At 70.8% G+C, this 25,933-nt stretch carries 27 protein-coding genes, 1 tRNA gene and 2 pseudogenes; 14 read left to right on the top strand and 16 right to left on the bottom strand.

Features of this window, described 5'->3' with window-relative positions; translation table 11 throughout:
* Nucleotides 1-19 precede the first annotated feature (19 nt).
* From BUS84_RS40945 to BUS84_RS26245, 4 genes and pseudogenes are all read left to right on the top strand, one after another.
* Nucleotides 20-897 (top strand): annotated as a pseudogene (locus BUS84_RS40945) (tyrosine-type recombinase/integrase); the annotation flags it as partial.
* 336 nt (nt 898-1,233) lie between these two features.
* Nucleotides 1,234-1,683, top strand: a complete 450-nt coding sequence (locus BUS84_RS26255; RefSeq protein ID WP_074316429.1) for a hypothetical protein — start codon at nt 1,234-1,236, stop codon at nt 1,681-1,683.
* A 687-nt stretch (nt 1,684-2,370) separates the two neighbouring features.
* Nucleotides 2,371-2,586 carry a hypothetical protein gene (locus BUS84_RS26250; protein ID WP_143728515.1) on the top strand — a complete coding sequence of 72 codons (216 nt, stop codon included), beginning with the start codon at nt 2,371-2,373 and terminating at the stop codon, nt 2,584-2,586.
* Nucleotides 2,587-2,648: 62 nt separating this feature from the next.
* Nucleotides 2,649-2,891, top strand: a complete 243-nt coding sequence (locus tag BUS84_RS26245) for a hypothetical protein (RefSeq protein ID WP_074316427.1) — start codon at nt 2,649-2,651, stop codon at nt 2,889-2,891.
* Nucleotides 2,892-2,910: 19 nt separating this feature from the next.
* Here the strand turns inward: BUS84_RS26245 and BUS84_RS26240 are convergent, their stop codons facing one another.
* The gene (locus BUS84_RS26240; protein ID WP_143728514.1) at nt 2,911-3,144 is read right to left on the bottom strand and encodes a hypothetical protein; all 234 of its coding nucleotides are present in this window, start codon (nt 3,142-3,144) and stop codon (nt 2,911-2,913) included.
* A 32-nt stretch (nt 3,145-3,176) separates the two neighbouring features.
* Here BUS84_RS26240 and BUS84_RS26235 point away from each other — a divergent pair, with 32 nt between their 5' ends.
* On the top strand, nt 3,177-3,593 hold the full coding sequence (locus tag BUS84_RS26235; protein ID WP_425293466.1) for a hypothetical protein: 417 nt from the start codon (nt 3,177-3,179) through the stop codon (nt 3,591-3,593).
* 77 nt (nt 3,594-3,670) lie between these two features.
* Here the strand turns inward: BUS84_RS26235 and BUS84_RS26230 are convergent.
* Nucleotides 3,671-3,743: transfer RNA gene (locus tag BUS84_RS26230), tRNA-Arg, on the bottom strand.
* 58 nt (nt 3,744-3,801) lie between these two features.
* On the opposite strand from BUS84_RS26230, the gene BUS84_RS26225 reads away from it, so the two are divergent.
* Nucleotides 3,802-4,536, top strand: a complete 735-nt coding sequence (locus BUS84_RS26225) for a trypsin-like serine peptidase (protein ID WP_244298734.1) — start codon at nt 3,802-3,804, stop codon at nt 4,534-4,536.
* Nucleotides 4,537-4,593: 57 nt separating this feature from the next.
* On the opposite strand, the gene BUS84_RS26220 is transcribed toward BUS84_RS26225, so the two are convergent.
* Genes BUS84_RS26220 through BUS84_RS26205 form a run of 4 tightly spaced genes read right to left on the bottom strand, consistent with a single transcriptional unit; the run spans nt 4,594 to nt 10,128 of the window.
* Complete coding sequence (locus BUS84_RS26220; RefSeq protein WP_074316423.1) at nt 4,594-5,745, bottom strand: alanine racemase; 1,152 nt, start codon at nt 5,743-5,745, stop codon at nt 4,594-4,596.
* Nucleotides 5,742-7,340: an IucA/IucC family protein gene (locus BUS84_RS26215; RefSeq protein ID WP_074316422.1), complete on the bottom strand. Its 1,599-nt coding sequence runs from the start codon at nt 7,338-7,340 to the stop codon at nt 5,742-5,744. The genes BUS84_RS26220 and BUS84_RS26215 overlap by 4 nt, the downstream gene beginning before the upstream one ends.
* Entirely contained in the window at nt 7,337-8,962 is a 1,626-nt protein-coding gene (locus BUS84_RS26210; RefSeq protein WP_074316420.1) for an IucA/IucC family protein, read from the bottom strand. Before BUS84_RS26210 ends, BUS84_RS26215 begins: the two co-directional genes overlap by 4 nt.
* The gene (locus BUS84_RS26205) at nt 8,959-10,128 is read right to left on the bottom strand and encodes an ATP-grasp domain-containing protein (RefSeq protein ID WP_074316419.1); all 1,170 of its coding nucleotides are present in this window, start codon (nt 10,126-10,128) and stop codon (nt 8,959-8,961) included. Before BUS84_RS26205 ends, BUS84_RS26210 begins: the two co-directional genes overlap by 4 nt.
* A gap of 71 nt (nt 10,129-10,199) precedes the next feature.
* On the opposite strand from BUS84_RS26205, the pseudogene BUS84_RS26200 reads away from it, so the two are divergent.
* Nucleotides 10,200-10,458, top strand: a pseudogene (locus BUS84_RS26200) (GNAT family N-acetyltransferase); the annotation flags it as partial.
* Nucleotides 10,459-10,685: 227 nt separating this feature from the next.
* Nucleotides 10,686-10,871: a hypothetical protein gene (locus BUS84_RS37725; RefSeq protein ID WP_143728513.1), complete on the top strand. Its 186-nt coding sequence runs from the start codon at nt 10,686-10,688 to the stop codon at nt 10,869-10,871.
* A 160-nt stretch (nt 10,872-11,031) separates the two neighbouring features.
* Here BUS84_RS37725 and BUS84_RS26195 read toward each other — a convergent pair whose 3' ends face one another.
* Nucleotides 11,032-11,340, bottom strand: coding sequence for a helix-turn-helix domain-containing protein (locus BUS84_RS26195; protein WP_074316417.1), 309 nt, complete (start codon nt 11,338-11,340; stop codon nt 11,032-11,034).
* A 705-nt stretch (nt 11,341-12,045) separates the two neighbouring features.
* Here BUS84_RS26195 and BUS84_RS26190 point away from each other — a divergent pair.
* On the top strand, nt 12,046-12,846 hold the full coding sequence (locus BUS84_RS26190; protein WP_074316416.1) for an SDR family NAD(P)-dependent oxidoreductase: 801 nt from the start codon (nt 12,046-12,048) through the stop codon (nt 12,844-12,846).
* 34 nt (nt 12,847-12,880) lie between these two features.
* Here BUS84_RS26190 and BUS84_RS26185 read toward each other — a convergent pair whose 3' ends face one another.
* From BUS84_RS26185 to BUS84_RS38710, 6 genes are all read right to left on the bottom strand, one after another.
* Nucleotides 12,881-13,948 (bottom strand): DUF2855 family protein, encoded by a 1,068-nt coding sequence (locus tag BUS84_RS26185; protein WP_074316414.1) that lies wholly within the window; start codon nt 13,946-13,948, stop codon nt 12,881-12,883.
* A 95-nt stretch (nt 13,949-14,043) separates the two neighbouring features.
* Nucleotides 14,044-15,534 (bottom strand): glycoside hydrolase family 130 protein, encoded by a 1,491-nt coding sequence (locus tag BUS84_RS26180; RefSeq protein WP_074319127.1) that lies wholly within the window; start codon nt 15,532-15,534, stop codon nt 14,044-14,046.
* Nucleotides 15,531-16,583 carry a glycosyltransferase gene (locus tag BUS84_RS26175; protein WP_074316412.1) on the bottom strand — a complete coding sequence of 351 codons (1,053 nt, stop codon included), beginning with the start codon at nt 16,581-16,583 and terminating at the stop codon, nt 15,531-15,533. The genes BUS84_RS26180 and BUS84_RS26175 overlap by 4 nt, the downstream gene beginning before the upstream one ends.
* The gene (locus BUS84_RS26170) at nt 16,580-17,716 is read right to left on the bottom strand and encodes a glycosyltransferase (RefSeq protein ID WP_074316410.1); all 1,137 of its coding nucleotides are present in this window, start codon (nt 17,714-17,716) and stop codon (nt 16,580-16,582) included. The genes BUS84_RS26175 and BUS84_RS26170 overlap by 4 nt, the downstream gene beginning before the upstream one ends.
* A gap of 112 nt (nt 17,717-17,828) precedes the next feature.
* Complete coding sequence (locus BUS84_RS26165; protein ID WP_074316409.1) at nt 17,829-18,833, bottom strand: glycosyltransferase family 4 protein; 1,005 nt, start codon at nt 18,831-18,833, stop codon at nt 17,829-17,831.
* Nucleotides 18,830-19,003, bottom strand: a complete 174-nt coding sequence (locus tag BUS84_RS38710; protein ID WP_167627081.1) for a hypothetical protein — start codon at nt 19,001-19,003, stop codon at nt 18,830-18,832. Before BUS84_RS38710 ends, BUS84_RS26165 begins: the two co-directional genes overlap by 4 nt.
* Nucleotides 19,004-19,621: 618 nt before the next feature.
* Here BUS84_RS38710 and BUS84_RS26155 point away from each other — a divergent pair.
* The 3 genes from BUS84_RS26155 (at nt 19,622) to BUS84_RS26145 (ending at nt 21,870) form a co-directional block, all read left to right on the top strand.
* On the top strand, nt 19,622-19,954 hold the full coding sequence (locus BUS84_RS26155; protein ID WP_074316405.1) for a lipopolysaccharide assembly protein LapA domain-containing protein: 333 nt from the start codon (nt 19,622-19,624) through the stop codon (nt 19,952-19,954).
* A gap of 7 nt (nt 19,955-19,961) precedes the next feature.
* A complete protein-coding gene (locus BUS84_RS26150; RefSeq protein ID WP_143728512.1) occupies nt 19,962-20,516 on the top strand; it encodes a DUF5994 family protein in 555 nt (184 codons plus the stop codon).
* Between the two features lie 172 nt (nt 20,517-20,688).
* Nucleotides 20,689-21,870, top strand: a complete 1,182-nt coding sequence (locus BUS84_RS26145; protein WP_074316401.1) for a low temperature requirement protein A — start codon at nt 20,689-20,691, stop codon at nt 21,868-21,870.
* A gap of 60 nt (nt 21,871-21,930) precedes the next feature.
* Here BUS84_RS26145 and BUS84_RS38360 read toward each other — a convergent pair whose 3' ends face one another.
* A complete protein-coding gene (locus BUS84_RS38360; RefSeq protein WP_159451069.1) occupies nt 21,931-22,089 on the bottom strand; it encodes a hypothetical protein in 159 nt (52 codons plus the stop codon).
* Nucleotides 22,090-22,133: 44 nt separating this feature from the next.
* Here BUS84_RS38360 and BUS84_RS38355 point away from each other — a divergent pair, with 44 nt between their 5' ends.
* Nucleotides 22,134-22,310: a hypothetical protein gene (locus tag BUS84_RS38355; protein ID WP_159451068.1), complete on the top strand. Its 177-nt coding sequence runs from the start codon at nt 22,134-22,136 to the stop codon at nt 22,308-22,310.
* Here the strand turns inward: BUS84_RS38355 and BUS84_RS26140 are convergent.
* Nucleotides 22,307-23,776 carry an MFS transporter gene (locus tag BUS84_RS26140; RefSeq protein WP_244298733.1) on the bottom strand — a complete coding sequence of 490 codons (1,470 nt, stop codon included), beginning with the start codon at nt 23,774-23,776 and terminating at the stop codon, nt 22,307-22,309. The genes BUS84_RS38355 and BUS84_RS26140 overlap by 4 nt on opposite strands.
* A gap of 286 nt (nt 23,777-24,062) precedes the next feature.
* Here BUS84_RS26140 and BUS84_RS26135 point away from each other — a divergent pair, with 286 nt between their 5' ends.
* Complete coding sequence (locus BUS84_RS26135) at nt 24,063-24,542, top strand: winged helix-turn-helix transcriptional regulator (RefSeq protein WP_074316397.1); 480 nt, start codon at nt 24,063-24,065, stop codon at nt 24,540-24,542.
* A 9-nt stretch (nt 24,543-24,551) separates the two neighbouring features.
* On the opposite strand, the gene BUS84_RS26130 is transcribed toward BUS84_RS26135, so the two are convergent.
* Nucleotides 24,552-25,727, bottom strand: a complete 1,176-nt coding sequence (locus BUS84_RS26130; protein ID WP_074316395.1) for a zinc-dependent alcohol dehydrogenase — start codon at nt 25,725-25,727, stop codon at nt 24,552-24,554.
* Between the last annotated feature and the right edge of the window lie 206 nt (nt 25,728-25,933).

Here is a 25,933-nt window from a genome sequence, read left to right as displayed (position 1 = left end):
TCGAGGGCGTCTCCCCCGGCGCCGGGACGTGCAGACCTGGATCAACCAGGTGGCCCGGACCTGCCAGTGCTGCGCTCAGGGACAGGACGCCGCCCGCCCGAAGGACAAGCGGCGCTGCTGTGCCGTTGGCCGCTGCTGCCAGGCCGTCCCGTCAACGCGGACGGTCAGCGACATCCGGGCCGCGCTGCGAGCCGCCCTCACCCACGCGCAAGCCGAAGACCTCATCACCAAGAACCTGGCCGCGCCGATCACCCTCGCCACCGTCGGTCGGCGACGGGGCAAGTCGCGGTCGAGCGACGAGGCCCGCAAGTTCCTCGAATCGGCCGCGTCGACCAGGACCCGCTCTACGCCGCCTACGCCCTGGTCCTCGCCACCGGCCTACGCAAGGGCGAGGCCCTGGGACTCACGTGAGAGAACGTAGACCTCGACGTGGGCGAGCTGACCATCGGCCGCCAGCTGCAACGGGTCCGCGGCCGGCTCCTCCACCGCGACACCAAGACCCAGGCATCCGACGCCACCCTCCCCCGGCCCGACATCTGCGCCACGGCACTAGGAATCAGGAAGGCGCAACGGGACGAGGCACGAGCAGCCGCCGGCAACACCTGGCACGACACCGATCTCGTATTCACCACCCGCTATGGCACACCGATCGAGCCACGCAACTTCCAGCGCTCCTGGCAAACGAGATGCGAAAGGGCGAGAGCCATGCTGATCACCGTGCACGATGCGCGACGCACCTGCGCCACGTTGCTCGCCGACCTCGACGTCCATCCCAGAGTCGTCATGCAGATCCAACGGCACGCCCGCTTCTCCGTGACCATGGAGATCTACACGCAGGTCTCGTCGAAGGCGACCCTCGACGCCCTCAAGCGCCTCGGCGACTCACTCGGCCACTGACCTACTGCTGTACAAAACTGCTGTACCGAAGCAGAAAGACCACCTCCCGAACTCGGGAAGTGGCCTTGATCTGCGTGGGCGATAGTGGGATCGAACCAGTGACCTCTTCGGTGTGAAAGAACGATCACTGCGAGGTGAGCTGCCCGCGCAGCCGGGCTGAGCTGCCGGTACGGTCCGCCAGCGTCCATGGGCGTCCATCCTTGCTTGCCTCCGTCGTCGCCCAGTTGGTCACTCAATCGCGAGCGTCAGACGTTGAAGCGGAACTGAGACCGGCCAGGCCACGACCTGAGGAAGCGCGACCGGCCGCAGTGCTTCCGATCGTGGCATCATCGTGCCGTGGGTCACCCGGACGAACTCGACGACAACTGGCTCAACGGCGAGGAAATCACCTGTCCGGAGTGCCACGAACACCTTTACCGTCTCGATCACTCACCGCTGCTGGACTGCTACTTCCTCTATTGCGACGGCTGCCCAATGCGGGTGGATGTCAGTTACTACGACAGCACGTGTATCGCCATCGCGGATGCGCTCCCTGCCCGAGACGGGAGCCGTTCCACGCTGATGGACGCACTTGAAACGCGACTACGACGGTGTGACTGCGGCGGGCGGTTCCGGGACTCGGCTCCTCGGCGCTGCCACCGGTGCTCCGCCGTCCTGACGGCCATCAGTGCGCCCTCCGGTGTCGACGTCTGGCCAGGTTGGTGGACGGATGAGACGGACACGGACTCCCTGGAAGAGGAGTTCACCGCCAGGTACTTCCGCACGGAGGACCTCTGGAAGCACTGACGCCGCCGGATTCAGTTGCCGGCCCAGACGGTCCAGGGACCGCCCATCTGCTGGCGTCGAGACCTCGACCACGGCGAGCCCTGCCATCCCGTCTGCCATCGACCCGCCCTCCTGGGGAGCGGGCCGCCGCCCGGCCCGCCATGTCAAGCGGACCTTGACGCGGGTTCGGACGCTGGCGGGTCGGGCGGTGGTCTGCTCGGCTTGCCCGGGTCGATGGCTGGCGGGATGGCCTACCGCAACCACCCACGGACCGCGACCCGCCGACGGAGCCCTGGCCATCCTGGAGCCGGAGCGCCCCCGCCGGAGGCAGTAACCGCAACCCCGCTCGGTGCGCCAGCTCGCCGACGCAGCGGCGTGGCGTTTCCGCCGCGCGGGCTCGTGGCCGCGCGGCCCGGCCGGCTGCCGACCCAACCCGTCACCGGTCAACGCCTGCCGTTCTGCGGCGGCCCACCGGGCTTCCCGCTGTCCGCGCCAGCCGCCGGGCGTGTTGCGTGGCCGGCGTGGAGCGACAGCGGAGCGTCGGACGCGCGCCCAGGCGGCGGTGCGTGCGGCCCGTCAAGGGCCGCCTTGAAGACGTACAGGAACTTTGAACAACTCCGCCGGTAGCCGGCTGGTTCGTACGTGTGTTCGATTATGCTGCTGTCGGTGGAGGTACGCGGGCGCTGGTGGAATGGGTCGTGGGGCCGCATGGCTCGTCGCGATATCTGGCTGGTCTCCGACGGTCGGCTTTGGCGGGTGCGTGGCCGGCTCGGTGGTGACGGCGGGCAGGAGGTGTCGCACGACTTCCCGGACGAAGGATCAGCCCGACGGATGGTCGACCGGATGATGAAGACCTCGGCTGGAGCCTGGCGGGACCTCACCGAAGCTGTACGCCGCGAGTCCGACCAGAGGCACGCCAAGTAGCCGCAGCACACGACGGCTCGGCGGCACTGTCAAAGATTGATGCTGGCTGAGACGATCCAGTCGTGAGCCTGCTCGCGTACCTCTGGCGTGCGATCTTCGGGCGCCCGCAGGACCTGGTCGAGACTCAAACGTCCGACACCTGGCAACGGGTCGTGGACACTTTCTCCTCCGAGCAAGCTGCTCTCGTGTGGGATCACAAGGTCACGGAAGAGCAGGCTCGCGCCACGATCGCAGAGCGGTTCCCCCAGATGACGTCGGACGAGGTTGCTCATGCACTTGCTCGCGGCCTGTTCCTGACTCGGTGATCAGGCACAGCGAGACGAGTCAACGGCAGGCGTTCGGCCGGACGTGGACCCCGCACCACGGCGGCAGGTCGGCTGCCCACACTCGCCAGCCGCCGGCGTCTCGCCGGGTCTCGAACCGCAACGGGTGGGCTGTGCCGCTGAGGTTGATCTGCTCGTGCCACCAGACCGCATGGACCTGGGCAGTCACCGTCGCACGGTCGTCGGCCTGGTCCTCGACGTCAATCGGTCCGACCACCTCAAGCTTCGACGGCACGTTGGCGCGCTCCATCTCGCCGCGGCGGCCGCATGTTCCGCAGTGAGCGGGGCAACGTCCTTGCCGCCTCGACCTACTCCCGCGTCTGGGAGGAGGCACGGCGGTTGGCGCTGACTCCGCATCAGGTCGACTCCCCGCTAGCCGGACGGCCGTACGACCTGCGGCACGCTGCCGTTTCGCTGTGGCTTAACGCTGGCATTCCGGCAACCGAGGTCGCCGAGCGGGCCGGCCACTCCGTTGGCGTCCTGCTCAAGGTCTACGCCAAGTGCATCGATGGGGAAGAGGTCACCGTCAACGGCCGGATCGACGACGCGCTGACCGGCATGGCTTGGCCCGTATGGTGGTCGCCATTCCGGATCTTGCCCGGCCACTCGGCTGACCCGGACAGACGACTTCAAGATCATTCCGCGGATATTCCGCGACCTACGACAAGCGGCCGCTTCCAGTGACCTACGGCTGCACACGCCAACCAATCGAGCGCCACGCGTATTGCCAGCTCAGGTAGCGTTTTCGCTGATCTTCGAGGTGCCCCCGGCAGGATTCGAACCTGCGACACACGGTTTAGGAAACCGATGCTCTATCCCCTGAGCTACGAGGGCGCGAGCGCTCAGTTTAGCGACCTGCGCGTCGACCCGCGTTGGCAGGGAGCCACCCACTTTGACCTGCGGCTACGACCGCACGGAGATCACGCAGCACAACTTCACCACGCAATCCGTCTGCAGCATCGACGCCCGCCGCGACGTGGTCTGCTACCTGACCAGCCACCTCAACGAGTACGCCCGGGGCAGGGCGGTGGCGCGGCTGCTGATCAGCGGCGGTGGGATGTGCACCACCTGGCGGGTCGGCAACACCAACCGCATGCTGACGAACAAGCACTGCTTCTCGACGCAGTCCGCCTTCAGCGGCAGCGAGATGCAGTTCAACTACCAGTGCGCCACCTGTGGCGGCGCGAACCCTGGCGCCGGCACCAAGGTCAGTGGCGCCACCCTCTACAAGGTGAGCAGCGGCGGCTCCAGCCAACTGGACTACACCCTGTACTCGGTGAACAACTTCGCCAACATCCAGGGGTTCGGCACCCTGTACCTGGCGACGACCGCCACCACCACCGGCACGCGGATGTACGTTCCAGGGCACGGCGACGGCAACCCGAAGCGACTGTCGATCTACGAGGACACTCAGAACGGTGCGACGTGCGCCGTGCGGAACGCGAACTACAACACCTGGAACATCAGCTACAGCTGTGACACCTCCGGCGGCAACTCGGGCTCTCCGGTGCTGAACGCCAGCCACCGGGTCATCGCCCTGCACCACCTCGGCGGTTGCCCCTCGAACCAGGGCGCGAAGGCACACCTCATCTACAACGAGATCGCCAGTCTGATCGACAACGGCTGACGACGGCTGACGACAACGGGCCGTCGGGGCGCGATATTGCTCGACGGCCCACGGCATTCAGGGTGACGACCGCAACGGTCGGGCCGCCCAGTCGGCGGCCACCTCCCGTGGATCACCGGTCCGGAACAGCGGAGGTTCGTGCAGCAGGAAATCACGGTGGCTGATGTTCCAGGCGTACGCCCCGGCCATGGCGAAGGCCAGCACGTCCCCCACGCCGATCGGCCCGGCGGTGGCCGAGCGGGACAGCACGTCCTTCGGGGTGCAGAGCTGGCCGACCACGGTGACCGGCCCGCCGTCGGTGCGTGGGCCGTCGGCATCCTGCCGCCGGTGCACGCTGAACGGCTGCGGGTGGCCCTTCGCCGCGGGTGTACGCAGGTGGTGGGTGCCGCCGGACACCACCACGAACCACTCGCCGTAGGAGCGTTTCACGTCGATGACCTCGGTGAGGTACGCCCCGCAGTAGGCGGTGACCGACCGGCCCGGCTCGATGCGCACCCGCAGGCCCGGATACGCGTCGAGGACCTCGGCCAGGGATCGGCCGTAGCTCGCCCAGTCGAAGCGCGCCGCCGGGTCTGCGTAGTCGACGGCCATGCCTCCCCCGACGTCGACCTCGGCGGCGCCGACCTCGGTGACGGACCAGCGGACCACGGCGGCGGCGACCGTGCCGGCGAGCGGGGCGTCCAGCCCGCTGGCCAGGTGGGCGTGAATTCCGCGCACCTCGACGCCGGCGGGCGGCCGGCGGGCACACTCCACCGCGTCGGCCGGATCCAGGCCGAACGGGCTGGGCCCACCACCCATCACCAGGCTGGCGCCGGGCGCGGCCACCGGCAGGTTCACGCGCAGCAGCACCTGGGCCGACCGGCCGGAGGCGGCGGCCAGCGCGCCGAGACGCCGCAGCTCGGCCGGCGACTCGACGTGGATGCGGTGCACCCCGGCGGCGAGGGTGGCGGCGAGGTCCTCGTCGGTCTTGCCGGGACCGGCGTACGCGGCCGGTGCCCGGCCCGGCAGCACCTCGGCCAACCTCCGCAGCTCGCCACGGCTGGCCGCCTCGAACCCGTCGACGACCGGTGCGAGGGTCCGCAGCACGCCCGGATCCGGGTTCGCCTTGACTGCGTAGAGCAGTTCGACCCCCTGCGGCAGCGCCGCCCGGACGGACCGGGCATGCGCGGCCAGCCCGTCGAGGTCGTGGACGTAGACCGGTCGGGTCACCGTGATCCGCCCAGCGGATTCGGCACCGGCACGAACGGGGCGGCGCGGTCGGCGTCGCGTCGCCACCGGACCAGCAGGTTCGCCTTGGCCACCAGCGGTTCCCCGCTCAACAGCGCACGCAGCTCCGGCGGATCGCCGAGGTCGGCCGCCACCGCCTCGACGACCGTACGGAGCTCCTGCCACAGCCGCGGCTCGATCCCCGGTCGCGCGTCGGCGAGCGCACCGCAGACGCCGCCCAGGTGGTTGACGAACAGGCAGTAGACGATCCGGCGGCGGGCGTCCCGTGGACCGTAGCCGACCTGCGGCGGGACGCCGTCCGGCCAGGTGGCCCACCGGTCGGTGTCCAGCTTCACGCCCTCCAGGTCCCGCAGCAGCATCCGCACCGGGCGGCGCTCCCGGTCGAGGACCACGACCACGTTCTGCAGGTGTGCCTCGTGTACGACGCCGTGGCTGAGCCAGCTCCGCAGCACCGCCGGCGCCAGCAGCCCGAGGTACGCGCGCCACCAGGCCACCGGGTCCGGTACCGCCAGCGGCGTGGCGGCCAGCGCCGCCGCCAGCAGCGGGGTGTCCCCGGGTCGCAGGTGCGGACGCAGGCCGGTGCGCAGGATCGTCCCGTACGCCTCGTCCGCGCCCGGGACGTCGACCGTGCGGTAGGCGGGCTCGGCGAGCAGCCCGACGCCGGCCGGCATCGGCACCCGGGCCAGCAGTTCGGTGAGGGCGACCGCACCGGTGAGTTCGTACCGTGCGTTCTTGCGCAGGCAGTTGGTGATCCGCACGTGCAGGCTGGTCTTGACGAACAGATCGGCGTCGGGGGCGTAGAGGGTGCGGACGCTCGCCGTCGGCCGTACCGGAACACCGGCCGCACCGAGGTGGCGAAGCCGCGGATCCGTTGGCGGGATCAGCGACAGCTGCCAGGGGTGCACCGGCAGCACCCGGTGCCCGGTCGGGGGCCGCGGCGGGTCGAGGGTGGTGATCAGCGGGTCGAACGGCCCGGCGCCGGCGACGAGATCGTCCGGTACGGCGAGCCAGTGCAGCCGGAACACGGTGCGCAGCTCCGGCGCGTAGGCCCGCCAACTGTCCGGATCACCGCTGCGCCACTTCGGTGTGGGGTGGTGGGGGTGGCCGAAGACCAGCGACTGTTCGGAACCGACGTACGCGTCGATGGCCGGCTCGCCGGTGGGGGTGGGATCCTGTGCCGGGCGCTCGGCGAGCAGCCGGGCCACCGTGTCCCGGCTGGCCTGGACCTGCCCGAGGAACTCGTCGTTCACCTGCCCGGTACGAGCGGCGAGTTCCGCCGCGACCAGACCGGCCAGGCCGGCCGCGTCCAGGTCCTCCCACCGGCCGGCGTCGGTGCTCCGCTGCACCGGGCCGGCGTAGCGGTGCGCGCCGAGCGGCGAGGTGCGCACGACGGCGCAGCGCAGTGTCACGTCGAGGTGCCGCAGCAGCAGACGGGAGTCTCCGCCGACCACGGTGGCGTCGCCATCGGGCAGGGCGATCTCGCGCATCAGGCAGCCGAAGACGGTGTGGGCGGAGGCCAGGTCGGCGAGTTGGCTGGTGTCGACGCCCGGCCGGGAGCGCAGCTGTGCGCTCGTCATCGTGTCTCCCGGAGGTAGTTCGGGCCGGTGCGCCGGTAGTACTTGTTGACGTCGGAGCAGCCGAGCCGCTGCTTGGGCAGCAGGGTGCCGGCGGTGAGCATCGCCTTGATGGGCAGGTGGGCGGCCTGCAGGACCCGCTCGGTGAAGGATCGCACCGACGGCCCGTCGCCCCAACGGTCCCGGGCCGCGGCCAACCGGGGCGCGAGCGCGGTGGCCGGTGCGGGCACGGCCATTCCTCTGCCGGCCAGGGCGATCAGGGGCGCCGCCGCGGCCAGGTGCAGGGTGATGGTGATGAACACGTCGGCCAGCTCCTGCGGATCGCGTGCCCACATCCGCTCGTCCCGCAGCTTGAGCCCAGCCGCGCCGCCGTGCCGGAGGTCCAGCCGGGCGCCGTCGTTGTCCTTGTAGAGCAGGCCGACCGTCCCGTCGGGGTGCACCAGCAGGTGGATGTTCTGCGGGTGCGCCTCCAGGGCCACCCCGTGCCGTAGCCAGAGGCAGACGTGCCAGTCGAGCAGGAGATCCAGGTAGGACTCCAGCAGCGTCTCGGGTCGCCCGGGGCTGACCCGTTCGAGGACGGTGCCCGTGACCGGATCGGGTGCGGCGAGGGCGGCAACCGGCACCACCTGGACGCCGGCCAGATCACGCGGATACCGGCGCAGCAGGAAACCGCGCCGTTCGTCGCCGTCGGCGTACGCGTAGGTGCTCTCCTCGGCATGCCGGACCCGGCCGGCGAAGGCCGGTTCCGCGGTGGCGATCCGGTCGAGCAGCCCGGCGACCGTGGCACCGTCGGCGAGTGAGCCCGGGTGCAGTGTCCGCCGGTTGCGGGCCCCGAGGCTCGCGGTCGGCAGCGGCAACTTCAGGTGGAGGTACGGGTCGTGGTCGAGCGCGACGGTCCGCATGGAGAGGGTGGGCCGCACGGAGATCATCGGCAGGTCCGCCACCGGTAGCGCGTCGCGTGCCGCGGTGAGCGGATGCGCCGGCATCAGCAGCTGATCCGGACGCGACGCCTGCGGCCACCACGCCGGAAGGTCACCGGTGCGGGTCACCTCGTCGGCGGAGGCGGCGTACCAGCGCAGCGGGAAGCGCGGCGCGTGCTCGGGTGCGTACCGGAGAAGGTCGTCGTCGTCGAGCCCACGCCGGCACCGGTCGGTGGGGTAGACCGGATGACCGTGGTGCGCGGCGAGCACGTCGTCTAGGAGCGCCGCCGGCATCCCGGTGGGGGTGGCCGCGCGCTCGGCGGCCACGGCGGCGAGCACGCGTGGCCGGGCACGGGCGGCGAGCCGCCGGGCCCGCAGGTCGGCTCGACACTCGGCACCGAAGTCCCGCCAGCCGGCCTCGGCCTCGACGTCGCCGTGCGGAGCGAGCAACGTCAGCAGACCATCCAGCGTGGCCGTCCGGCGGGTGTCCCCGTCGACGACGACGTGCACCACCGCTGCGGCGCTGCGCACGACCTGCTGGAAGCCGTCCGCGCGAACCGGAATCCGTAGCAGCCCGGCAGGGCGCGGGACCTCCCACCAGTCGGGTGCGGCCAGCCTGCCTCGGCTGAGCAGGCCGAGGTGGTCCTCCCGCAGGAGGGCGTCGAGCACCCGGAGGAACACCTCCCGCTCGCAGTCGTCGCTCACTCGACAATCGTCCACTGGAGGTCACGGCGGAAGGCGGCCAGCGACGCCGGGACGGTGTCCTGGTCGGGGCCGATCGCGTGCAGCACGGCGAGGTAGTCACGGTTGGTGCCGGTGCGGGCGGCGGTGCGCCCCACCTCGCGCAGGGGTCGGCAGCTCAGCCGGACGCCGTCGTGGGTGGTGTCCAGTCGGCCGGGCGCGGCGGCGAGTCGGCCCGTCCGGTCCGCGCAGACGTACTCGACCCGGGCGTACCGGTCGACGGTGGCGGGCAGGTCGAGAGCGGCCAGCGGCTCGCCGAGGTGCAGCCGGATGACGTACTCGAACAGCGGCACGTCGAGCAGTTCGGCGAGGATCAGATCCATCCGGTCACCGATGAGGCGGTAGTTGACCTCAATCAGGCGGACCCGGCCGCCCTGGACGACGTATTCGGCGTGGCACGCGCCGAAGCCGACCCCCAGCGCGTCGAGCCGCGCCCGTAGCTGGCTGCTGACCTGCTCCTCCGGCGGCGACCAGTCGAGGCTCTCCTCGGTGAAGGTCGGTGGCGGCCCGAGGTGGGTACGCCACCCGCCGAGGTCGGCGAGCGCCGTACCGTCGCCGAGGGTGTCGTAGGTCCGCAGCTCTCCGGCGAGGTACTCCTCGACCACCAGGGCCACGTCCGGCCGCCGGCCGCGGATCTCGGCGACCCGGGCGGTCAGCTCGCGGTGGTCGGTCACGAGGTAGGCGTCCTCGCTGGCAACCCCCTCGCGGGGTTTGACCACCGCCGGGAACATCTCGCCCGACACCGCGGGTGACGCACCAGGGTCGACGGTGACCGAGCGGACCAGGTCGAGTCCCGCAGCCTCGATCGCCCGGCGGGCCGCGGCCTTGTCCTTGCACAGACGTGCCGCGTCGGGATCCTTGCCGGGAAGACCGAGCTTGCGGGCGGCGATGGCGGTCACCTCCTGAAGGTGGTCGCTGTTGGACAGCAGCGCCACCGGTCGGTCGGGTGCTGTCGCCGCGACCACGGCTGCCGCGTCCCGGACCGCGCACCGCGTCACCGGCGCACCGGCCGGCCACTCCCCGGGTCGATCGGTCAGCACGGTGACCGGCAGCCCGAGCGAGGCCGCCGCGGGGAGGAACCCTTCCAGGACCGCGTCGGTGGGGTTGAGCGCGGTGATGTACAGCCGCATACCGCCTCCATCGACTAGGACTATCGCCGCGATTAGGATAGCCTACCCTTATTGTGGCCGTATGCGCGGTTCTGCTGCTCAGCCCCGACCGGCGACTCGCCCACGGCCTCACCACGGCCGTCAGCCCCGCCCTGGCGCGCTTCCTGTTCCGTGACCCGGCCGCCCAGCGGATCGTCGTCGAGCCGGACGTCCGCAACCGGGCTCGCGCTACGCCGGCTGGAGATCGAGGGCTTCACCTTCGGGTCCGAGATCGACATGCCGGACAAGCGTGCCCGACTCGCGTTCCTGACCCGCGAGCGGTTCGAGTCGGACCACCCGACCCCGGCTTGACCACCGACTCGGCCGGCAACGGAGGTCGGGGTGTGCACAGGAGCATGCGGCAGCGCATGACCAAGGGCGATGCCGGGTATGGTGCGATGTATCGGTGTCGTCGGGCCTTCGCCCGGGATCGAGACACCGCTCTCTGGCGCCAGTGTGAGCGCCGCGTTCGTCACGAGGTTGTGCGGCAGGAGTGCCGACGGCCCAGACCCACTCCTTGTTGAAGACAGGACTCATGCATGACATCGAACGGCAATGATCGGCCCGTGTTGTTTCTCGCCAATGTGACCGCCGATGGGCTGGACAGTTCGGACGTGACTTTCGACGGCAGCGAGGAGGCCATGCAGCGCCTACGCCATCCGTTCGCGGTGAAGCCGGCCCGGCCGACTGCGATGGCGGGCGACAACCCGGATCAGCTCGATTGATCCAGGGCTCCACTGAACCGGGACTCGATCTGCCCCACCACGCGCTCCCCACTCACGAGCACGCCCTCGCCACGCTGCCGATGCACGTCTCCCGGCTGATCACCCGATCGTAGGCCAGGCTGCGCGGCCACCTCTTCGACGACCGCGCCTGAACCAGCCGTTACGTCCCGTACTGCCGCTTCTCGTTCTGCCGAAGGGCTTCCTCGAGTTGGTCTTCGAGGATGATGATCCGGCAGGCGGCCTCCAGGGCCGTGCCCTGGTCGACCATCTCCCGGGCCCGGGCTGCCAGGCGTAGCTGGTAACGGGAGTAGCGGCGGTGCCCGCCTGCGGAGCGGTGTGGGTGGATCAGTTTCGCCTCGTCCAGGCGGCGCAGGAAGTCCTGCGAGGCACCGAGCATCTCCGCGGCCTGACCAATGGTGTAGGCGGGGTAGTCCTCGTCGCCGAACATGTCATCGGGGTTCAGCCCCATGTCACCTCCACGTCGAGGGCCCCGGCGCTTACGCGCCGGGGCCCAGGGTTACGGGTCAGAACACCATCTGCCGACCGGAGTGTCGGCTTGTCGTATCCGCACCAGCCCGCAGAACAGGCATCGGGTGCGAGGATCGCATATGCGTGACCGGAGACCACCTCTCGTTCGATGGAAACTGCGGTGTCCGCCTGGCCCGGAATGACAGCCAACGGCGGGCGATCCAACGGTGTACGGCCCTCCCTTTCCTCTGCTTCCTGTTTCCCTTGTTGACGTGCGGTCCACCGGTGGCGGAGCCCACGCGACTTCATGGCCCCACACACCTACGGCGGACATCAAGCGGAGCCCTGCGAGAAGCCTTGGCCCCACCTGCGGTATCCCTGTCGCCCGTCGTGACCTCACGGCCGGGCGGTCCGTCTGCGTCTTTGTAACTCTCTGCTCTCGACTCGCAGAACGTTACCCCGCACCACCGAGGATATCTACCTGTTCCGGCATAGATTTTCTGAGCCGGCCGGTACCAGGTTCGGCGGCGAGGTCCGGCACCGCGGCCGCGCCGGTCCTCGCGTTCCGGGGCGACGGAAACTGAGGTGGCGCCTGGATTTGCCGCGACTCACGCTGCCGGGTTCGGCGGGCACCGTTACGGTCGAGGTTGCCCGAAGCGGTCCCCCGACCCGGGGTGGCCGGGGAAGTGCGAAGGAACAGGACAACATGACGGTTCACATCGATCTCGCCGGCAGGACCGCGCTGGTCACCGGTTCGACCCAGGGAATCGGTGCTGCCATCGCCGCCGGCCTCGCCCGCGCGGGGGCCCGGGTGGCGGTCAACGGCCGTACCGCCGCCAGCGTCCAGCAGGCGGCGGTGGCGTTGCGGAACGAGGTCCCCGGTGCCGACGTGATCGAGATCGATGCCGACGTGACCAGCGACGAGGGCGCCGCGCGGACCCTCGACCTGCTGCCCACCGTCGACATTCTCATCAACAATCTCGGCATCTTCGGCCCCACCCCCGCGCTGGAGATCCCGGATGACGAGTGGCGTCGCTACTTCGAGGTGAACGTGCTGGCCGGCGTCCGGCTGACCCGGGCCTACCTGCCCGGGATGATGGAGCGCGGCTGGGGGCGCGTGCAGTACGTCGGCAGCGACTCGGCTGTCGTGATCCCGGCCGAAATGATCCACTACGGTGTCACCAAGACGGCACTTCTCGGCGTCTCGCGCGGGTTCGCGAAGGCTGCCGCCGGCACGAGCGTGACCGTCAACTCGGTGCTCGCCGGGCCCACCCACACCGGAGGCGTGGAGGACTTCATCTCCGAGCTCATGGGCGACAGCCTGCCGTGGGAGGAGGCGCAGCGGGAGTTCATGCGACTGCACAGGCCGCAGTCCCTGCTTCAGCGGCTGATCGAGCCCGAGGAGATCGCCAACATGGTCACGTACCTCGCCTCTCCCCTCGCCTCCGCGACGACCGGCGCTGCGGTCCGGGTCGACGGCGGCTACGTCGACGCGATCGTCCCGTAACGGTCAGTGCCGTTTCCGGTCGATCAGGGATTAGTCACAACTGGACGACGTGCCCCACCCGTGGTGGCGTACGACCGCCGAGGACCTCGAGCCACGCGTTCCGCAGGGCTTCCGGCCCCGCACCGACCCGGACGTCGAGCCAGCCACTCACCACGGCGGTGAACCGTTGCCAGGCCTCGGTAAACCGTTGGTCGAGCCCTTCGCGGCCCCATTCCTGACTGCGCTTGCGCATCTGGACCGGCGCGAAGAACACCTCCTCGGCGGCGTCGGCGTTCGGGGTCTGGTTGGTGAGCCCGACCGCGATGTCCCGCACGAGCTGGTCACCGAGATGCCGTCGCAGAGCGGCACGGGTCGATGGCGCGCCGGACAGATCGAGATAGACGGTCGGACCCACGTCGAGGACGCCGATGTCGTCGTAGGAGAGGACCTCGTCGTAGCAGCCGAGTGACCGCGTGAAGGCGAGGTTGCCGGGTGAGGTGAGCCCGACCAGGCGTGGGCCGCGACCGTGCAGTTCGAACGCCGTGGCGTAGGCGGTCTTGCTGGACGCCGACGACATCACCAGCGACGCCGCGCCGTAGAAGCCGTTGTCGACGACCTGATCGGCCAGCATGAAGGAGGTGAAGAACAGCGGCCGGAACAGGATCAGCAGATCCTCCTGGTCGGGCCGGTACGCCGAGTCGCCGGTGGTCGACCGGTAGGCGTTGTACGGCGAGGGCAGCTCGGCGCGGTGCCTGCTCGCGTCGCGGAAACCGGACGCATCCACCCGGTGCGGCCGCACCACGAGGTGACCCGCGGACGGGAGGTAGCCGTAGACCCGCTGCCCCGCCGCGACCTCCGGAACCGCCGAAGCGATCACCTCGGCGAAGCCCCACAGCGGCGGAAGCCCCCACTGCGGCCCGAGCCCACGGGCGTCCGGCGGAAAGAACTGCCAGTAGCGCATCGAGTCACCGAGCACCGCGTAGGTCACGTTGTTGGCCGTGAGGCCGACACGGTCCACACGGAGCAGCGCCTCACCATCGGACAGGGCGGGCGTCACGCCATCGACGAAGGTGGTCCGGCCGAGGTCACCACGGGCAACGGCGAGTGTCCATGAGGCAGGCATGGTCTGAAGCTAGACAGCCCCGGAATCGGAGACAAGTGCACTGTGAGTGCAAAATCCCACTCACCGCGGCTCACGGGCGGCGCGACGGCCGGCCCTCACCCGTTCCTGCCGTCCGTAGGTGGGGACTCCACCATCGCGGCGAGGAGGGCGGCGACCGGCACGGTGGCGAAACCGACCCGGGTGTCACTGGCCCCGTACGGCAGCCACAGCTCGCCGTCGTGGATCAGCCCGCCGCAGGAGTAGACGACGTTGGGTACGTACCCGTCCCGGTCGCCCTGGTCGGTTGACAGGAGCACGCCGGGAAGGTGCGCGACGACCCGCTCCGGTCGCTGCAGGTCGAGCAGGAGAGCGCCGATGGCGTACCGGCGCATGGGCCCGACACCGTGGGTGAGCACGAGCCAGCCCGCGTCGGTTTCGATGGGAGACCCGCAGTTGCCGACCTGGATCAACTCCCAACTGTCCCGGGGGGCGTGCAGCGGGACAGGGGACTGCCAGCGGTTTTCGCCGTCCAGCACGGTCAAACCGATGGTCTCGCCGTCGGCGCGGCAGAGAGCCAGGTGCCGGCCGCCGACGGTACGGGGGAACAGCGCGATCCCCTTGTTACGGGCACCCGGCCCACGCATCGGGGTCATCTCGAAACGGCGCAGGTCGCTGCTGGCCAGCGCGCGGGTGGCGATGTTCCGGCCGTCGTACGCGGTGTAGGTGGCCCGGTACATCGGGCCGGACTCGTCCACGAACCGAACGAACCGGGCGTCCTCCATGCCGTTGCTCTCTGCCGGGGTGGCCGGCCAGAGCACCCGTTCGTGCAGAGCCGTGTCGGCGGGGAAGGCCGTGGCGTAGCTGCCGGCGTTGGTGCGACGCAGTTGCTCGAGGGTGCCCATCCCGGTGCTGCGGGAGAGCAGATCCGCTGGCAGGTCGCCGAGCACCCGCTCGAAGGTGGCCTCGTCATACCGGTCGGGCAGGGCGTCCAGCACCGTGGCGCTGACCTCATTGTCGACGTCCTCCTCGGCCAGCCCGGCAGCGAGCAGGTCCCGGCGGTGCCGTACGCCCGTTCGCTGTCCAACGGCCAGAGGGCCGGACCGGTCGGCGATGACGAGCTGGCGCCCGGGTCCGAGGACCGCGGTGGCGAAGCCGATGGACGACAGGTGGCCCTCGCCGATCTGGCGCAGGCTGACCGCGACGCGCAGCTGCCCGGCGCTCAGCTCGGTCTGGTCGGGGTGGGCCACCATCGACGGGTTGCACAGGGCGGCGGACTCGACCGCGTACTCGTGACTGAAGTAGGCGCCAACCAGGAGCCGGCTGGTGGGAGAGAGATCCCAGGCCCGGGCGGCGCGGTGCCGGACGAGGCCGTAGTGGTGGTGGAACGTACCGGCCAGGTCGCGGTGCCGGGCGCCGAAGCGGTCGAAGGTGTCCCTCAACAGCCTGCCGGTTTCCTCCTCGTCGAGGCGCGCCACACGGTCGATGAGCGCACCCGCGCGGGTGCGTACCACCGCGGCGTCCTCACCTGGGACGAAAAGCTTGACGATGACCCGGCGTGGGTCCGGGGTGAGGATGCGGTGCTGCCGGACGGCCAGGATGCCGGTCACGACCACCGCCGGGCGTGCTGCAGGGTGGAGATGAGCGCGAGGGTGGATTCGGCGCCCTGGTTCAGATTGGGTCCGTGCGGGGTCAGCCCGTCGTAGCCGCCGCCGGTCGCCGGATCCCACATCGGCGTACCGACGTCGTTGTCGCCGAGGAACCAACCGACCGCCTGCCGCACCCCGGTCTCCCAATCGGCGTCGCCGGTGACCGTGGCTGCCGTGGCACAGGCATCGGCAAAGGCGGCCACCTCGATCGGCTGCTGGTCGTGGTGGAGTCTTACCGCGCCGCGCCGCCAGCCTCCGGCGGGCACGACCGACAGTCGCCCCTCGCGAAGCTGGACGTCCCGCAGCCAGGTCAGCATCCGCAGACCCTCGTCGAGGGCTGGACCGCCGTGGCGCAGCTGGCTGGCGGCGATGACCACCTCGGCGAGGGCCGGGCTGGCGTAGGTCAGCTGCTGCCGCGGCCAGGGCCACCGCTGGTCGGCCCCGGGGACGCCGATGGTGGTCGCCGCGTCCGCGAGCAACGCGGCCGCGACGGCGTGGCCCGGGTGCCGGCGCAGCACCTCGGCCGCGCCGAGCCCGGCGAAGGCCATCGCGTGCGGGGCCGGGGAGCGCCGCGTGGCGCCCCTGGTGAAGGCGACCAGCGCCTCCTCCCGTATCCAGGCGGCGGGACTGCGGGCAGCGGCGGTGCCCAGCCCCCACAGCGCTCGGCCCCACCAGTCGCCGAGCCCAGGATCGTCGGCCCAGCGCCGGTCGTGGCCGAGCCGGTTGCGGAAGGCGCCGCCGGCGTCCTGCGCGTGGGTCAGGAAGGCCAGGTAACGCTCCGCGAGTCGGAGCACCTCATCGGTGGGTTCCGGCTCGCGGCTGATGACCACCAGGCCGCGGGCCACGTCGTCGGTGCAGTAGCCGTGCTCGCGGCGGACGATGGCGTGCCGCGCGTGCTCGAACAGGCCGGTGTCGTCGCTCAGCCGGCTCAGGTGCGCGAAGCTCGGCGCCGGCGCCGTCACCCAGCGTCTGCCGGCCGACATGGTGGGGTGGCCGGTGGTCGCGGTCATGCCGACGCCGCGCCGACGACGGCCGGGCGGGCCTCGGTGAGCCGCTCGGCGAGCGTGCCGTACTGGGCCGCCACCGCCGGCCAGCGCAGATGCGCGGCCAGTGGCCGGATGCGGCCGGCCAGCCGGGCGGTCAGACCGGGCTCGATCAGGATCCGCCGGATCGCCGCGGCCAGCGCCGCCGGATCCTGGTGGGGTACGACCAGACCTGGTCCACCGGTGAGCAGCTCGACGGCGTGCGGGAACGCGGTGGCCACCACGGGCACGCCGGCGGCCACCGCCTCGATGAGCACGCCGGAGGTGACCTGTTCGCGGGAGTCGTACGGCAGCACGACCACGTCGGCGGAGCGAATCAACCGACCCAGTGCCTCCAGGTCGTGGTAGACGTCCTGGTAGTCCACGGCGTGCGCGATGCCCAGCTGCGCACCGAGCCGGTGCAGGCCCGACCGGTACGTCTCGCCCTGGTGCTCGATCACCTTGGGGTGGGTCCGGCCGGCGACGGTGTAGGTGGGTGTCGGTTCCAGGTCCTGCAACCGCGCGAGGGCCCGCAACGACCACTCGATGCCCTTGCCGGGACCAATCAGCCCCCAGGTCAGCAGGTGCGGGCGGGCCCGTCGGTCGACGCGCACGCCGACGTGCTCGGCGGCGCCGTGCGGGATGACCGTGACCTTGCCCGGCGACACGGCGTAGCCGACGAGCAGCCGGTCACGGGCGGTGTCGGTCATCGTCACGACCGCACCCGCGGTGGCGACGATCTGCTCCAGCAGGGACTTCTGCCGGGCGGAGGGCTGGCGGAGCACGGTGTGCAGGACCACGATGCTCGGCACGGTGAGCCGGCGCAGCAGGGGCAGGACGTCCTCGCCGTCGTTGCCGGGGTAGATGCCGTACTCGTGCTGGACGATGGCCACGTCGAAGCTGCTCAGGACCGCCGCGGCGTCCCGCCAGCCGGCCGGGGTGCGCGCCGACCAGGTGTGCACCACCCCGGGCCCGGGCCGCTGGTCATCGCCGTGGTCGGTGACCCGCACGATGCCGCCGCGCGCGCCGTCGGCGGTCAACTGGGCGGCGAGGGCGGAGTTGAAGGTGGCCAGTCCGCACCGGGTCGGTGGGTGGGTGCTGAGGAATCCGTAGCTGGGCATGGGTGTCGGGCCTTCCGGTTGTCGGCCGCCCCGGGAGTACGAGGGACGAACCTCACGCGTGACGGCGCACACCGGTCAGCGTGTGTGACCGGCGGAACGGATTCGAGGCGGTTCAGCTGTGAAGGAGGTGGTCGTAGACGGCGAGATAGTCGGTGACCATCCGGTCCGCGCTGAAGCGCTGCTGAGCCCGCGCCCGGCAACCTTCGCGGTCGAGGCCGGCGGCCCGGGTCACCGCGTCGACGGCCTCCTCGACGGTATGGACGAGGAACCCCGTCACGCCATCGTCGACGACCTCCGGCATCGACCCTCGCGCGTACGCGACGACCGGCGTCCCGCAGGCCATTGACTCCACGACCGACAGTCCGAACGGTTCGTCGAACGCGATCGGGTGCAGCAGGGCGGTGCTGGCTCCCAGCACCTCCGCACGCCGGCGGGGACCGACCGACCCGAGGAAGATGACCTGGTCACCGTCGATGTGCGGGGCCACCTGCTCGGCGAAGTACCGCTCGTCCTGCACGATGCCGCAGATGGTCAGGGGCCGGCCGGCGAGGCGGGCGATCTCGATGGCGGTGTGGGTGCCCTTGTCAGGATGGATCCGGCCGAAGGCCGCCAGTCCGGGGCCGGCATCGGGGGTGAACGGCAACCCGGTGAGGTCCACGCCGTGCTGCACCGTGGCGAGGTAGTCGAGCTCGGGGGCCCGGTCGGCGTCGGAGATCGACACGTAGGACGAGCGGGCCCGGGCGTAGGCGGGCAGGATCCCCGCGCCGGAGAAGCCGTGAACGGTGGTGAGCAGCGGAGCGCGACAGTGTTCCGCGAAGGCCAGCGGCAGCCAGTCGAGGTGGCTGTGCACCAGGTCGAACTGCGCTGAGCGGCCCAGCGCGTAGGCGACGTGCATCGCCTCCCACACCCGGCCGTCCATGTCCGGGTCGTCCGCGTACCCGCGGGGGCAGACGCCGTCCAGCTGGGCCGAGGTGACCGAGTCCAGCGTCGCGAAGAGAGTCACGTCGACGCCGCGGCTGGCCAGCCCCTCGGCGAGCAGGCCGGTCACCTGCTCCCAGGGGCCGTAGTGGTGCGGAGGCGTGCGCCAGGCGACTGGTCCGAGCAGCGCCACCCTCACGGAGAGGGCGCGTCGGCGAGGTCAGCCGGGTCGAGATGCAGGGTGGCGAGCAGGCCGGAGTGCTTGGCGGGGTCAACGCGCTCCGGCAGCTCGCGCTCGACCCAGTCGGCCCTGGCCTGCTGGCCTCGGTCGCGAAGTGCGCTGACGATCCTGTTTCTGGCAATCCTCATCAGGTGCTCCCTTGTTGAGCCGTCCGAAACGGTCATGCTCGCGGACGGCGGTGTGAACGGGTCGGAATCCACCACCGGCCCTCGCGCCGAGCCCGAATGTGCGGTGACCGGTGAATCCGACGGCCGGACGTGGTCGGCGATCAACCAACACGACCAGCACCTCGCGGCGATGGGGATAACGCCCCTCATGGGCTGGTGGCGACGGCATCTGGCGGCCACCGGGTCCCGGGCGACATGTTCACCGTACGCCCTCGCCCTGTGAACCTGCACCCGCACGGTGGCCGGGCGCGGCGGAAACTGCCCGCACAGCGGCGGCCGCCGCGGAGGCGTACGCTCAAATCACCCGCCCCCCGCACATCCATCGACCAGGTCGCCGCCTCTCCGCGGCGCCGATGGCCGGCCCTTCCCCGCACCGGCATACCCCGGGCCCCGACAGTATGTCGCCGCTCGCCCAAACCCTCGCCCGCGCTGGCGCACACAGACGGCCAGCTACGCCGGGCACCCATCGGAAGGCGGCGGCTCGTCATGACCGCACCCCGAGACAGGCACGTCCAACCCTCCACCGTCAACGGACACGACGGCCCCGCCGCTTCCCGCCCGAAACCCCTTCGGCCTGCGATGAAGCGCTCGCGAGTCGGGGATCTGTGGATCGTCGCCGTGGTGTTCGCGATCGTGCTCCTGCTGCTCCTGATCTTCGTACTTCAGAACGGACAGCGGGCCGACGTGGCGTTCTTCGGTGCACGGGTGGCTCTGCCGACCGGTGTGGCGCTGCTGCTGGCGGCGGTGATCGGGGTCCTGCTCGTCGCCCTCCCCGGCACCGCCCGGATCCTCCAACTGAGGATGCGAAACCGCAGTTCCGCGACACCGCCGGCCGGTTGGCCCGCGCCCGGTTCACCAACCCCACCGATGACCGGCGTTGCCCAGGCCCCGCCGCCCCACCAGGAAGGCTGAGCCAGCCATGTCCGTCACCCAGCGACACACCGCCAGGGCCCCCGCGTCGACGCCGGCCGCACCTCGGCTCGTCCTCGCCACCGATCGGGGAAGCACGGTGCTCGACGGCGGCTGGTGGCCGCGGTCCTGGGACCCGGCCGCCGAACTCCCCGGCCTTCTGCACGCCCTGGCTGAACGACATGGCCGGATCCGGCACCTCATGCTCAACATCCACGCCTGGGACTCCCGGCTTTGGCGGTTGACCGTGGGACGGGACGTGGTTCGTCTCGGGTGGTTCGACACCCTCGACCCCGCCGTTCTTGTCGCCACCACGGGCCGGGACATCCAGGTCGACCTGCTCGTGGTGCCACCCGCCACCCCGCCGTCGGCAGCCGAGTGGGCGATGGCGACCGCCGCCGACCCGGCCAACCTCAGACACGCGCCGGACATCCTGGCCGCCGCCCTGGCGCCAGCGGGTGCCGCGGCGACAACGCCCGCCGATCGGTACGAGGTCTGGGACAACGAAGGTGGTAGCGACGGAGTCGCCATGAGGGGCAGGGAGCATCAGGGCAGCCCGAGGTGACAGGGGTCTTTCCGGGCGGGCGGAGAACAGAACATCCTCTTCGCCCTAGTTACGGCTGATGCTCCCGTAACATCAATCAGGGCTTTCTCGCCGCATACGACTCGGCCCGTTCTCCCTGTCGCAGGCCGCTCTCGAGTCCCACCAGACCTCGGAGTCAGTAGACGGGCACCTGATGACGACCGATCAAGCGGTAGGGCTGACCCGTAGGGATGAGGGGCCGCAGCGGGCCACCCTGCTGGAGTTGTTTCTCGATCTGGTGTTCGTCGCTGCGCTCGCCCTGACCTCACGAACCCTGGCGCAGCGTCTCGACTGGGTCGGGGGCTTCCAGGCCCTGCTGCTGTTGATGGCGATCTGGTGGGTCTGGTCCGCCACCGCGCTGGCAACCGACCTCTATTACGCGCAACGGCCGCCCATCTTCGTCACGACGCTCTGGGTCATGCTCGGGACCATCCTGATGGCAGGCTCACTGCCCGGAGCCTTCGCCGCGCACGCCCTGCTCTTCGCGGGCGCATACGTGGCGATCCAGGTGGGACGTGGCATCTTTCTCGTCGCCGCGCTCCGCGGCCGCGCGGCGCGACTACCTGCCAGCCGGTTCATCTTCTGGTTCGTCGTGTCCGCCGTACCGTGGCTCGCCGGCGGTCTCGTGGCAGGCCCGGCGCGGGGCCTGCTGTGGGCCGCCGCGCTCGCCGTCGACTACGGGTCAGCCTCGCTCCGCTACCCCACGCCGCGGATCGGCCGGGTACCCATGCCCCAGTACGCGGTGGCAGCCGACCACCTGGCGGAGCGCTACCAGCAGTTCTTCACCCTCGCCCTCGGGGACCTCATCCTCGTCACCACGCTGGCCTACGCCGACAACGACCCGACGACCGTCCGTACGGTGGCGCTCCTGGTCGGCTTCGCCGCCACCGTGCTGCTGTGGCAGATCTACGTCCACCGCGCCGGGGCCCTGCTGCAAGCTGCCATCGAAACATCCCGAAATCCAGGCAGATTCGTACGGTCCGCGCCCTACACTCACCTGCTCATGGTGGCCGGTGTGGTCGCCACCGCTGCCGGTATCGAGGTCGTCATCGTCCACCCCACCGAGCAGACGGCGCCCTGGCTTGCCGGCGTCATCCTCGGCGGGCCCGCGTTGTTCCTGGCCGGACGCGCCCGATTCGAGTACGAGGTGTTCAGCCGGGTGTCGCCGTCCCGGCTGGTCGCGCTGCTCGTACTGGTGGTTGCGGGCCCCGTCCTGGTGCTCACCCCCGCGCTGGTTGCCGGTCTCACCGCCACCCTCGTGCTCGCCGGGGTTGCCGTCACCGACAGCATCCGGGCCCACGGACACCCGCCCGAACCACCAATACCCTCGGCGTAAGGGCGACAGCCTCCTCGGGGCCAGACCGACGAACCTCCGGCGCAGACCGCCGAGAGGTCGTCAGGGCGCGATGCGTAGGACCCGGATCGCGCTGTCGTCGTAGTCACTGAAGCGGTACCTGAGCCCGGCGAACGGGCTGCCGGGGAAGTCACCGGTGATCGTCGTGGTCACGATGGTGCCGGTGGGAGTGCCGTCGACGTCGGTGATCTCGTACGACACCAGCGGCACCTCGCAACTCCCGCCTGGACCCGAGTGAACGCAGCATGATCCTGGTCGACCGGAACACCGGCGTGGAGGCCGATCCGGTCATCGTCGACCGGAGCACCGGGCGTCCGCTCGACGACAGCGACTTCGTCTTCGCCGCCGGCCCGGCCGCCAGCGAGATCATGCGTAAGCGCTACGAGCACATCCCGACCCAGGCGGCCCCCCGCGCCGGCTAGTGCTGGTGCGGCCGGTTCCGGACGAGGGCGAGGGCCAGCACGGCGGTCGCGAGGAAGACGATGCCGTTGACCCGTAGCCCGGCCTGCACGCCGGCGGTCAGGGCCTCGGCGAGCGCTGACCGGACCGGGTCGGGCAGCGTCTGGTCACCGGTGGCGCCGCCGACCACCGCCGACTGCACGGCCGTCCGGGTGGGCTCGCCCACCTGGTGAGCGGCGAGCCGATGGGGCAGGTCGGCCAGCATCGTGGTGGTGAGCAGCGTGCCCAGCAGGGACGAACCGAGCACCGAGCCGACCTGGCGAGCGGCGTTGACCGCGCCGGAAGCCATGCCCGCCTGGGCGGGCGCAACGCTGGCCAGCGCCGCCGCGGTCGCCGGGGCAACCACCAGGGCGCTGGCGGCGCCGAACAGCGCCAGCAGCGGCCAGCGGTGCTCGAACGGGGTGGCCGGGCCCTGGGCGGCCAGACCGAAACTGGCCAGGGCACCGAGGACGAGGCCAGCGGTGAGGGGGGTCTTGAACCCGGTGCGGCGGATCGTCCGCCCGGCGGCGAAGGCGACGACCGCGTAGACACCGAAGAGCACCAGCATCCGCCAGCCGGTGTCCAGCGGGCTGAGCGCCTGGGCACGTTCGTGGAACAGGACGAGCAGGATCGCCACGCCGGTGAAGCCGAACAGCGACACAGCGGCAACGACCATGACGGCGCTGAACGACGCGGACCGGAACAGCCGTACGTCGAGCATCGGCGCGCTGGTGCGCAGCTCGACCAGCACGAATCCGACCAGCGCGGCGGCGGAGACGATCCAGGTCGTCGCCACGACCGGGCTGGTGTAGCCGTCCCGACCGCCCCTGATCATGGCGTAGACGGCGGCGGCGATGGCGATGGTGCCGAGCAGCAGGCCGGACACGTCCAGGCGGCCAGCGGCCTGCCGGGACTCGGCCACCCCGACCGCGGCCACGACGAGGGTGACCACGCCCAGCACGATCGTCGACAGGAAGACGCTGTGCCAGTGGAAGTGCCGCAGCAGGGTGCCCGCGATCAGCGGGCCGACCGCCAGGCCGATGCCGGAGGCGGCCGACCAGGCGGTGATGACCTCGGTGCGTCGGTGCGGGTCGGTGAAGGTCGCGCCGAGGATCGCCAGGCTGTTCGGCAGGATCAGGGCTCCGCCGAGGCCCGCCACCAACTGCCCGGCGATCACCCAGGCCGCCGTCGGGGCCTCGGCGACGACAGCGCCACCAACGATCATGGCGACGACGCCGGCAGCGAACATCCGCTTGCGCCCGTACCGGTTTCCCAACGTCGCGGCGGACAGCACCAGGCTCGCCACCACCAGGGTGTAGGCGCTGGGAATCCAGATCACGGTGGTCGGGTCGACGCCCAGGTCCCGCTGGATGGTGGTCAGGGCGGACACGGTCGCGGTGATCTGGAGGAACGTGATCATCGCGCCCAGGCACATGGCGATCAGGGTCACCGCGCGGGAGCCGCGAGCGGATGGGCGCGCGGTGGTGGCCGACGCGGGTGCGCCCGCGTGACGCGGGCGTGCTGGTCCGATCGGGGCCGTGGTGCGCTGGTCGGTCACGAGGCGTCCTAGGGGTTCGATCCGCGCAGGTGCCGGAGTCGGCGGCGACGCGCAGAGGCGGACGGCGCCGATCAGGGCAGCGCCGGCTGGCACGGCTGACTTTCGCATAACGAAGCCAGCAGCAGCCCAGTCAAGCACCTGACTAGCGTTCGCGCAAGTCAGGCCGTACCCTGGTGGCATGGCGGATCTACGTGACGACCGCGACTCCTGGTCGATGGCGAACTGCTCGGTCGCCCGCGCGATGGACATCGTCGGCAGCAGATCGACCATGCTGATCATGCGTGAGGCATTGCTCGGTACGCGCCGTTTCGACGACTTCGTCCGTCGGGTCGGGGTCGGCGAGCCCGCCATGGCCGCCCGGCTCAAGGAGCTGGTCGCCGCCGGCCTGCTCGAACGGATCCCCTACCGGGAGCCGGGGCAGCGCACCCGCCACGAGTACCAGCTCACCCCCAAGGGACGCGAATTGCTGCCCGTGGTCACCGCCCTGCGCAACTGGGGCGACACCTGGGCCGCCGACGACACCGGCCCCGGCCTCCTCGTCACCCACCACGGCTGCGGCGAGCCGGTCCGCGCGGTGCTCCGCTGCGCAGCCGGCCACGACGTCAAGGAGAACGAAACGGACATCGTCGCCGGGCCGGGCCTGATCCGGCTCGGGTGACCGCAGGCGTCATCCGGCGGGTTCGAAGACGGCCCGTACGCAACCGTCGGTCCTGTCCTTGAACATGTCGTAGCCCTGCGGAGCCTGGTCGAGCGGCATGGTGTGGGTCGCCAGGTGCTCGGTGACCAGTTCGTCGCGCGCCATCCGTTCGAGCAACATCGGGATGTACCGGTGGCCGTGCTGCTGGGCGCCGCGCAGCGTGAGGCCCTTGCTCATCACCGCGCCGAGCGGAAACTTGTCCACCAGACCGGCGTAGACGCCGAGCAGGAACACGCTGCCACCCTTGCGGCAGTGGTGGATAGCGTCCCGGGCGGCTACCGGTCGGTCCGGTTCCAGCCGCAACTGCTGCCTGATCTGGTCGTACCAGGACTGCGGGCCGGTGCTGTGCGACTCCATCCCGACCGCCTCGATGCACACGTCCGGCCCGCGCCCGCCGCTGCGTTCCAGCAGTTCGCCGCCCACATCGTGGCTCTGGTCGTTGAGGGTCTCCACCCCCAGGTGCGTCTCCGCCATCCGTAGCCGGTCGTCCAGACGGTCGATCACGATCACGCGCTCGGCGCCCAGCAACATCGCTGCCCGCGCCGCCATCTGGCCCACCCCGCCGGCGCCCCACACCGCCACCACGTCACCGGGCCGCACGCCGCCCAGGTCGGCGCCCATCCACCCGGTCGGGGCGGCGTCGGAGGCGAACAGCGCACGCGCGTCGCTCACCCCGTCCGGGACGGAAAACGCCCCCTGGTCGGCGTAGGGGACGCGGATGTACTCCGCGTGACTCCCCGCGAAGCCGCCGAGGGCGTGCGAGGAGCCGTAGCAGCCGCCGGGTGCGAGACCCCAGGCGCTCTCGGTGACCGCCAGGTTGGTGGTGCCGTTGTCGCACAACGAGAACTGCTGCTGCTGGCAGTACCAACAGCGACCGCAGGAGATGAACGAGCAGACCACCACCCGGTCGCCCACCCTGTGCCTACGCACCTGGGGGCCGACTTCGACCACCTCGCCCAGGAACTCGTGGCCGAGGACGTCGCCGCGCTCCATGGAGGGGACGTAGCCGCCCAGCAGGTGCAGGTCGGAGCCGCAGGTCACCGTCTTGCGCACCTGGATGATCGCGTCCTGCTCGTTGCGCAGCTGCGGTTCCGGCACCTGGGTCACCGCCAGTTCGTTGGCGCCCCGCCACACCAGTGCCTTCACAGCCGCCCCTCCCGTCGGCCCTGCCGCGTCACCATCCGGTCCGACGCTAGCGGGGAGCCCGCGTGGCGGCGGGTGGTTCAGCCCGGGCCATGGGCCCAAAATGACGCGCAAAGTACCCGTGACGTTACGAGCTTGTTTCCAAGGTTTCCGGCAGGTTACGGGCACTTCTCGACGATCGATGCCGCTCCTAGGTTTCGGCCACCGTC

Source organism: Micromonospora cremea (assembly GCF_900143515.1).
Taxonomy (GTDB): Bacteria; Actinomycetota; Actinomycetes; order Mycobacteriales; family Micromonosporaceae; genus Micromonospora; species Micromonospora cremea.
Note: the sequence above shows the minus strand (reverse complement) of the source record. Positions and strands in the feature narration are given on the sequence as shown.

Bases quoted from the DNA above. Each gene is read 5' to 3' on its own strand.
- BUS84_RS26250 (WP_143728515.1), top strand. From the start codon at position 2,371: ATGGCTCGTCGCGATATCTGGCTGGTCTCCGACGGTCGGCTTTGGCGG.
- BUS84_RS26235 (WP_425293466.1), top strand. From the start codon at position 3,177: ATGTTCCGCAGTGAGCGGGGCAACGTCCTTGCCGCCTCGACCTACTCC.
- BUS84_RS26215 (WP_074316422.1), bottom strand. From the start codon at position 7,340: ATGACGAGCGCACAGCTGCGCTCCCGGCCGGGCGTCGACACCAGCCAA.
- BUS84_RS26205 (WP_074316419.1), bottom strand. From the start codon at position 10,128: ATGCGGCTGTACATCACCGCGCTCAACCCCACCGACGCGGTCCTGGAA.
- BUS84_RS37725 (WP_143728513.1), top strand. From the start codon at position 10,686: ATGACATCGAACGGCAATGATCGGCCCGTGTTGTTTCTCGCCAATGTG.
- BUS84_RS26195 (WP_074316417.1), bottom strand. From the start codon at position 11,340: ATGGGGCTGAACCCCGATGACATGTTCGGCGACGAGGACTACCCCGCC.
- BUS84_RS26190 (WP_074316416.1), top strand. From the start codon at position 12,046: ATGACGGTTCACATCGATCTCGCCGGCAGGACCGCGCTGGTCACCGGT.
- BUS84_RS26185 (WP_074316414.1), bottom strand. From the start codon at position 13,948: ATGCCTGCCTCATGGACACTCGCCGTTGCCCGTGGTGACCTCGGCCGG.
- BUS84_RS26175 (WP_074316412.1), bottom strand. From the start codon at position 16,583: ATGACCGCGACCACCGGCCACCCCACCATGTCGGCCGGCAGACGCTGG.
- BUS84_RS26170 (WP_074316410.1), bottom strand. From the start codon at position 17,716: ATGCCCAGCTACGGATTCCTCAGCACCCACCCACCGACCCGGTGCGGA.
- BUS84_RS38710 (WP_167627081.1), bottom strand. From the start codon at position 19,003: ATGAGGATTGCCAGAAACAGGATCGTCAGCGCACTTCGCGACCGAGGC.
- BUS84_RS26155 (WP_074316405.1), top strand. From the start codon at position 19,622: ATGAAGCGCTCGCGAGTCGGGGATCTGTGGATCGTCGCCGTGGTGTTC.
- BUS84_RS26150 (WP_143728512.1), top strand. From the start codon at position 19,962: ATGTCCGTCACCCAGCGACACACCGCCAGGGCCCCCGCGTCGACGCCG.
- BUS84_RS26145 (WP_074316401.1), top strand. From the start codon at position 20,689: ATGACGACCGATCAAGCGGTAGGGCTGACCCGTAGGGATGAGGGGCCG.
- BUS84_RS38355 (WP_159451068.1), top strand. From the start codon at position 22,134: ATGATCCTGGTCGACCGGAACACCGGCGTGGAGGCCGATCCGGTCATC.
- BUS84_RS26135 (WP_074316397.1), top strand. From the start codon at position 24,063: ATGGCGGATCTACGTGACGACCGCGACTCCTGGTCGATGGCGAACTGC.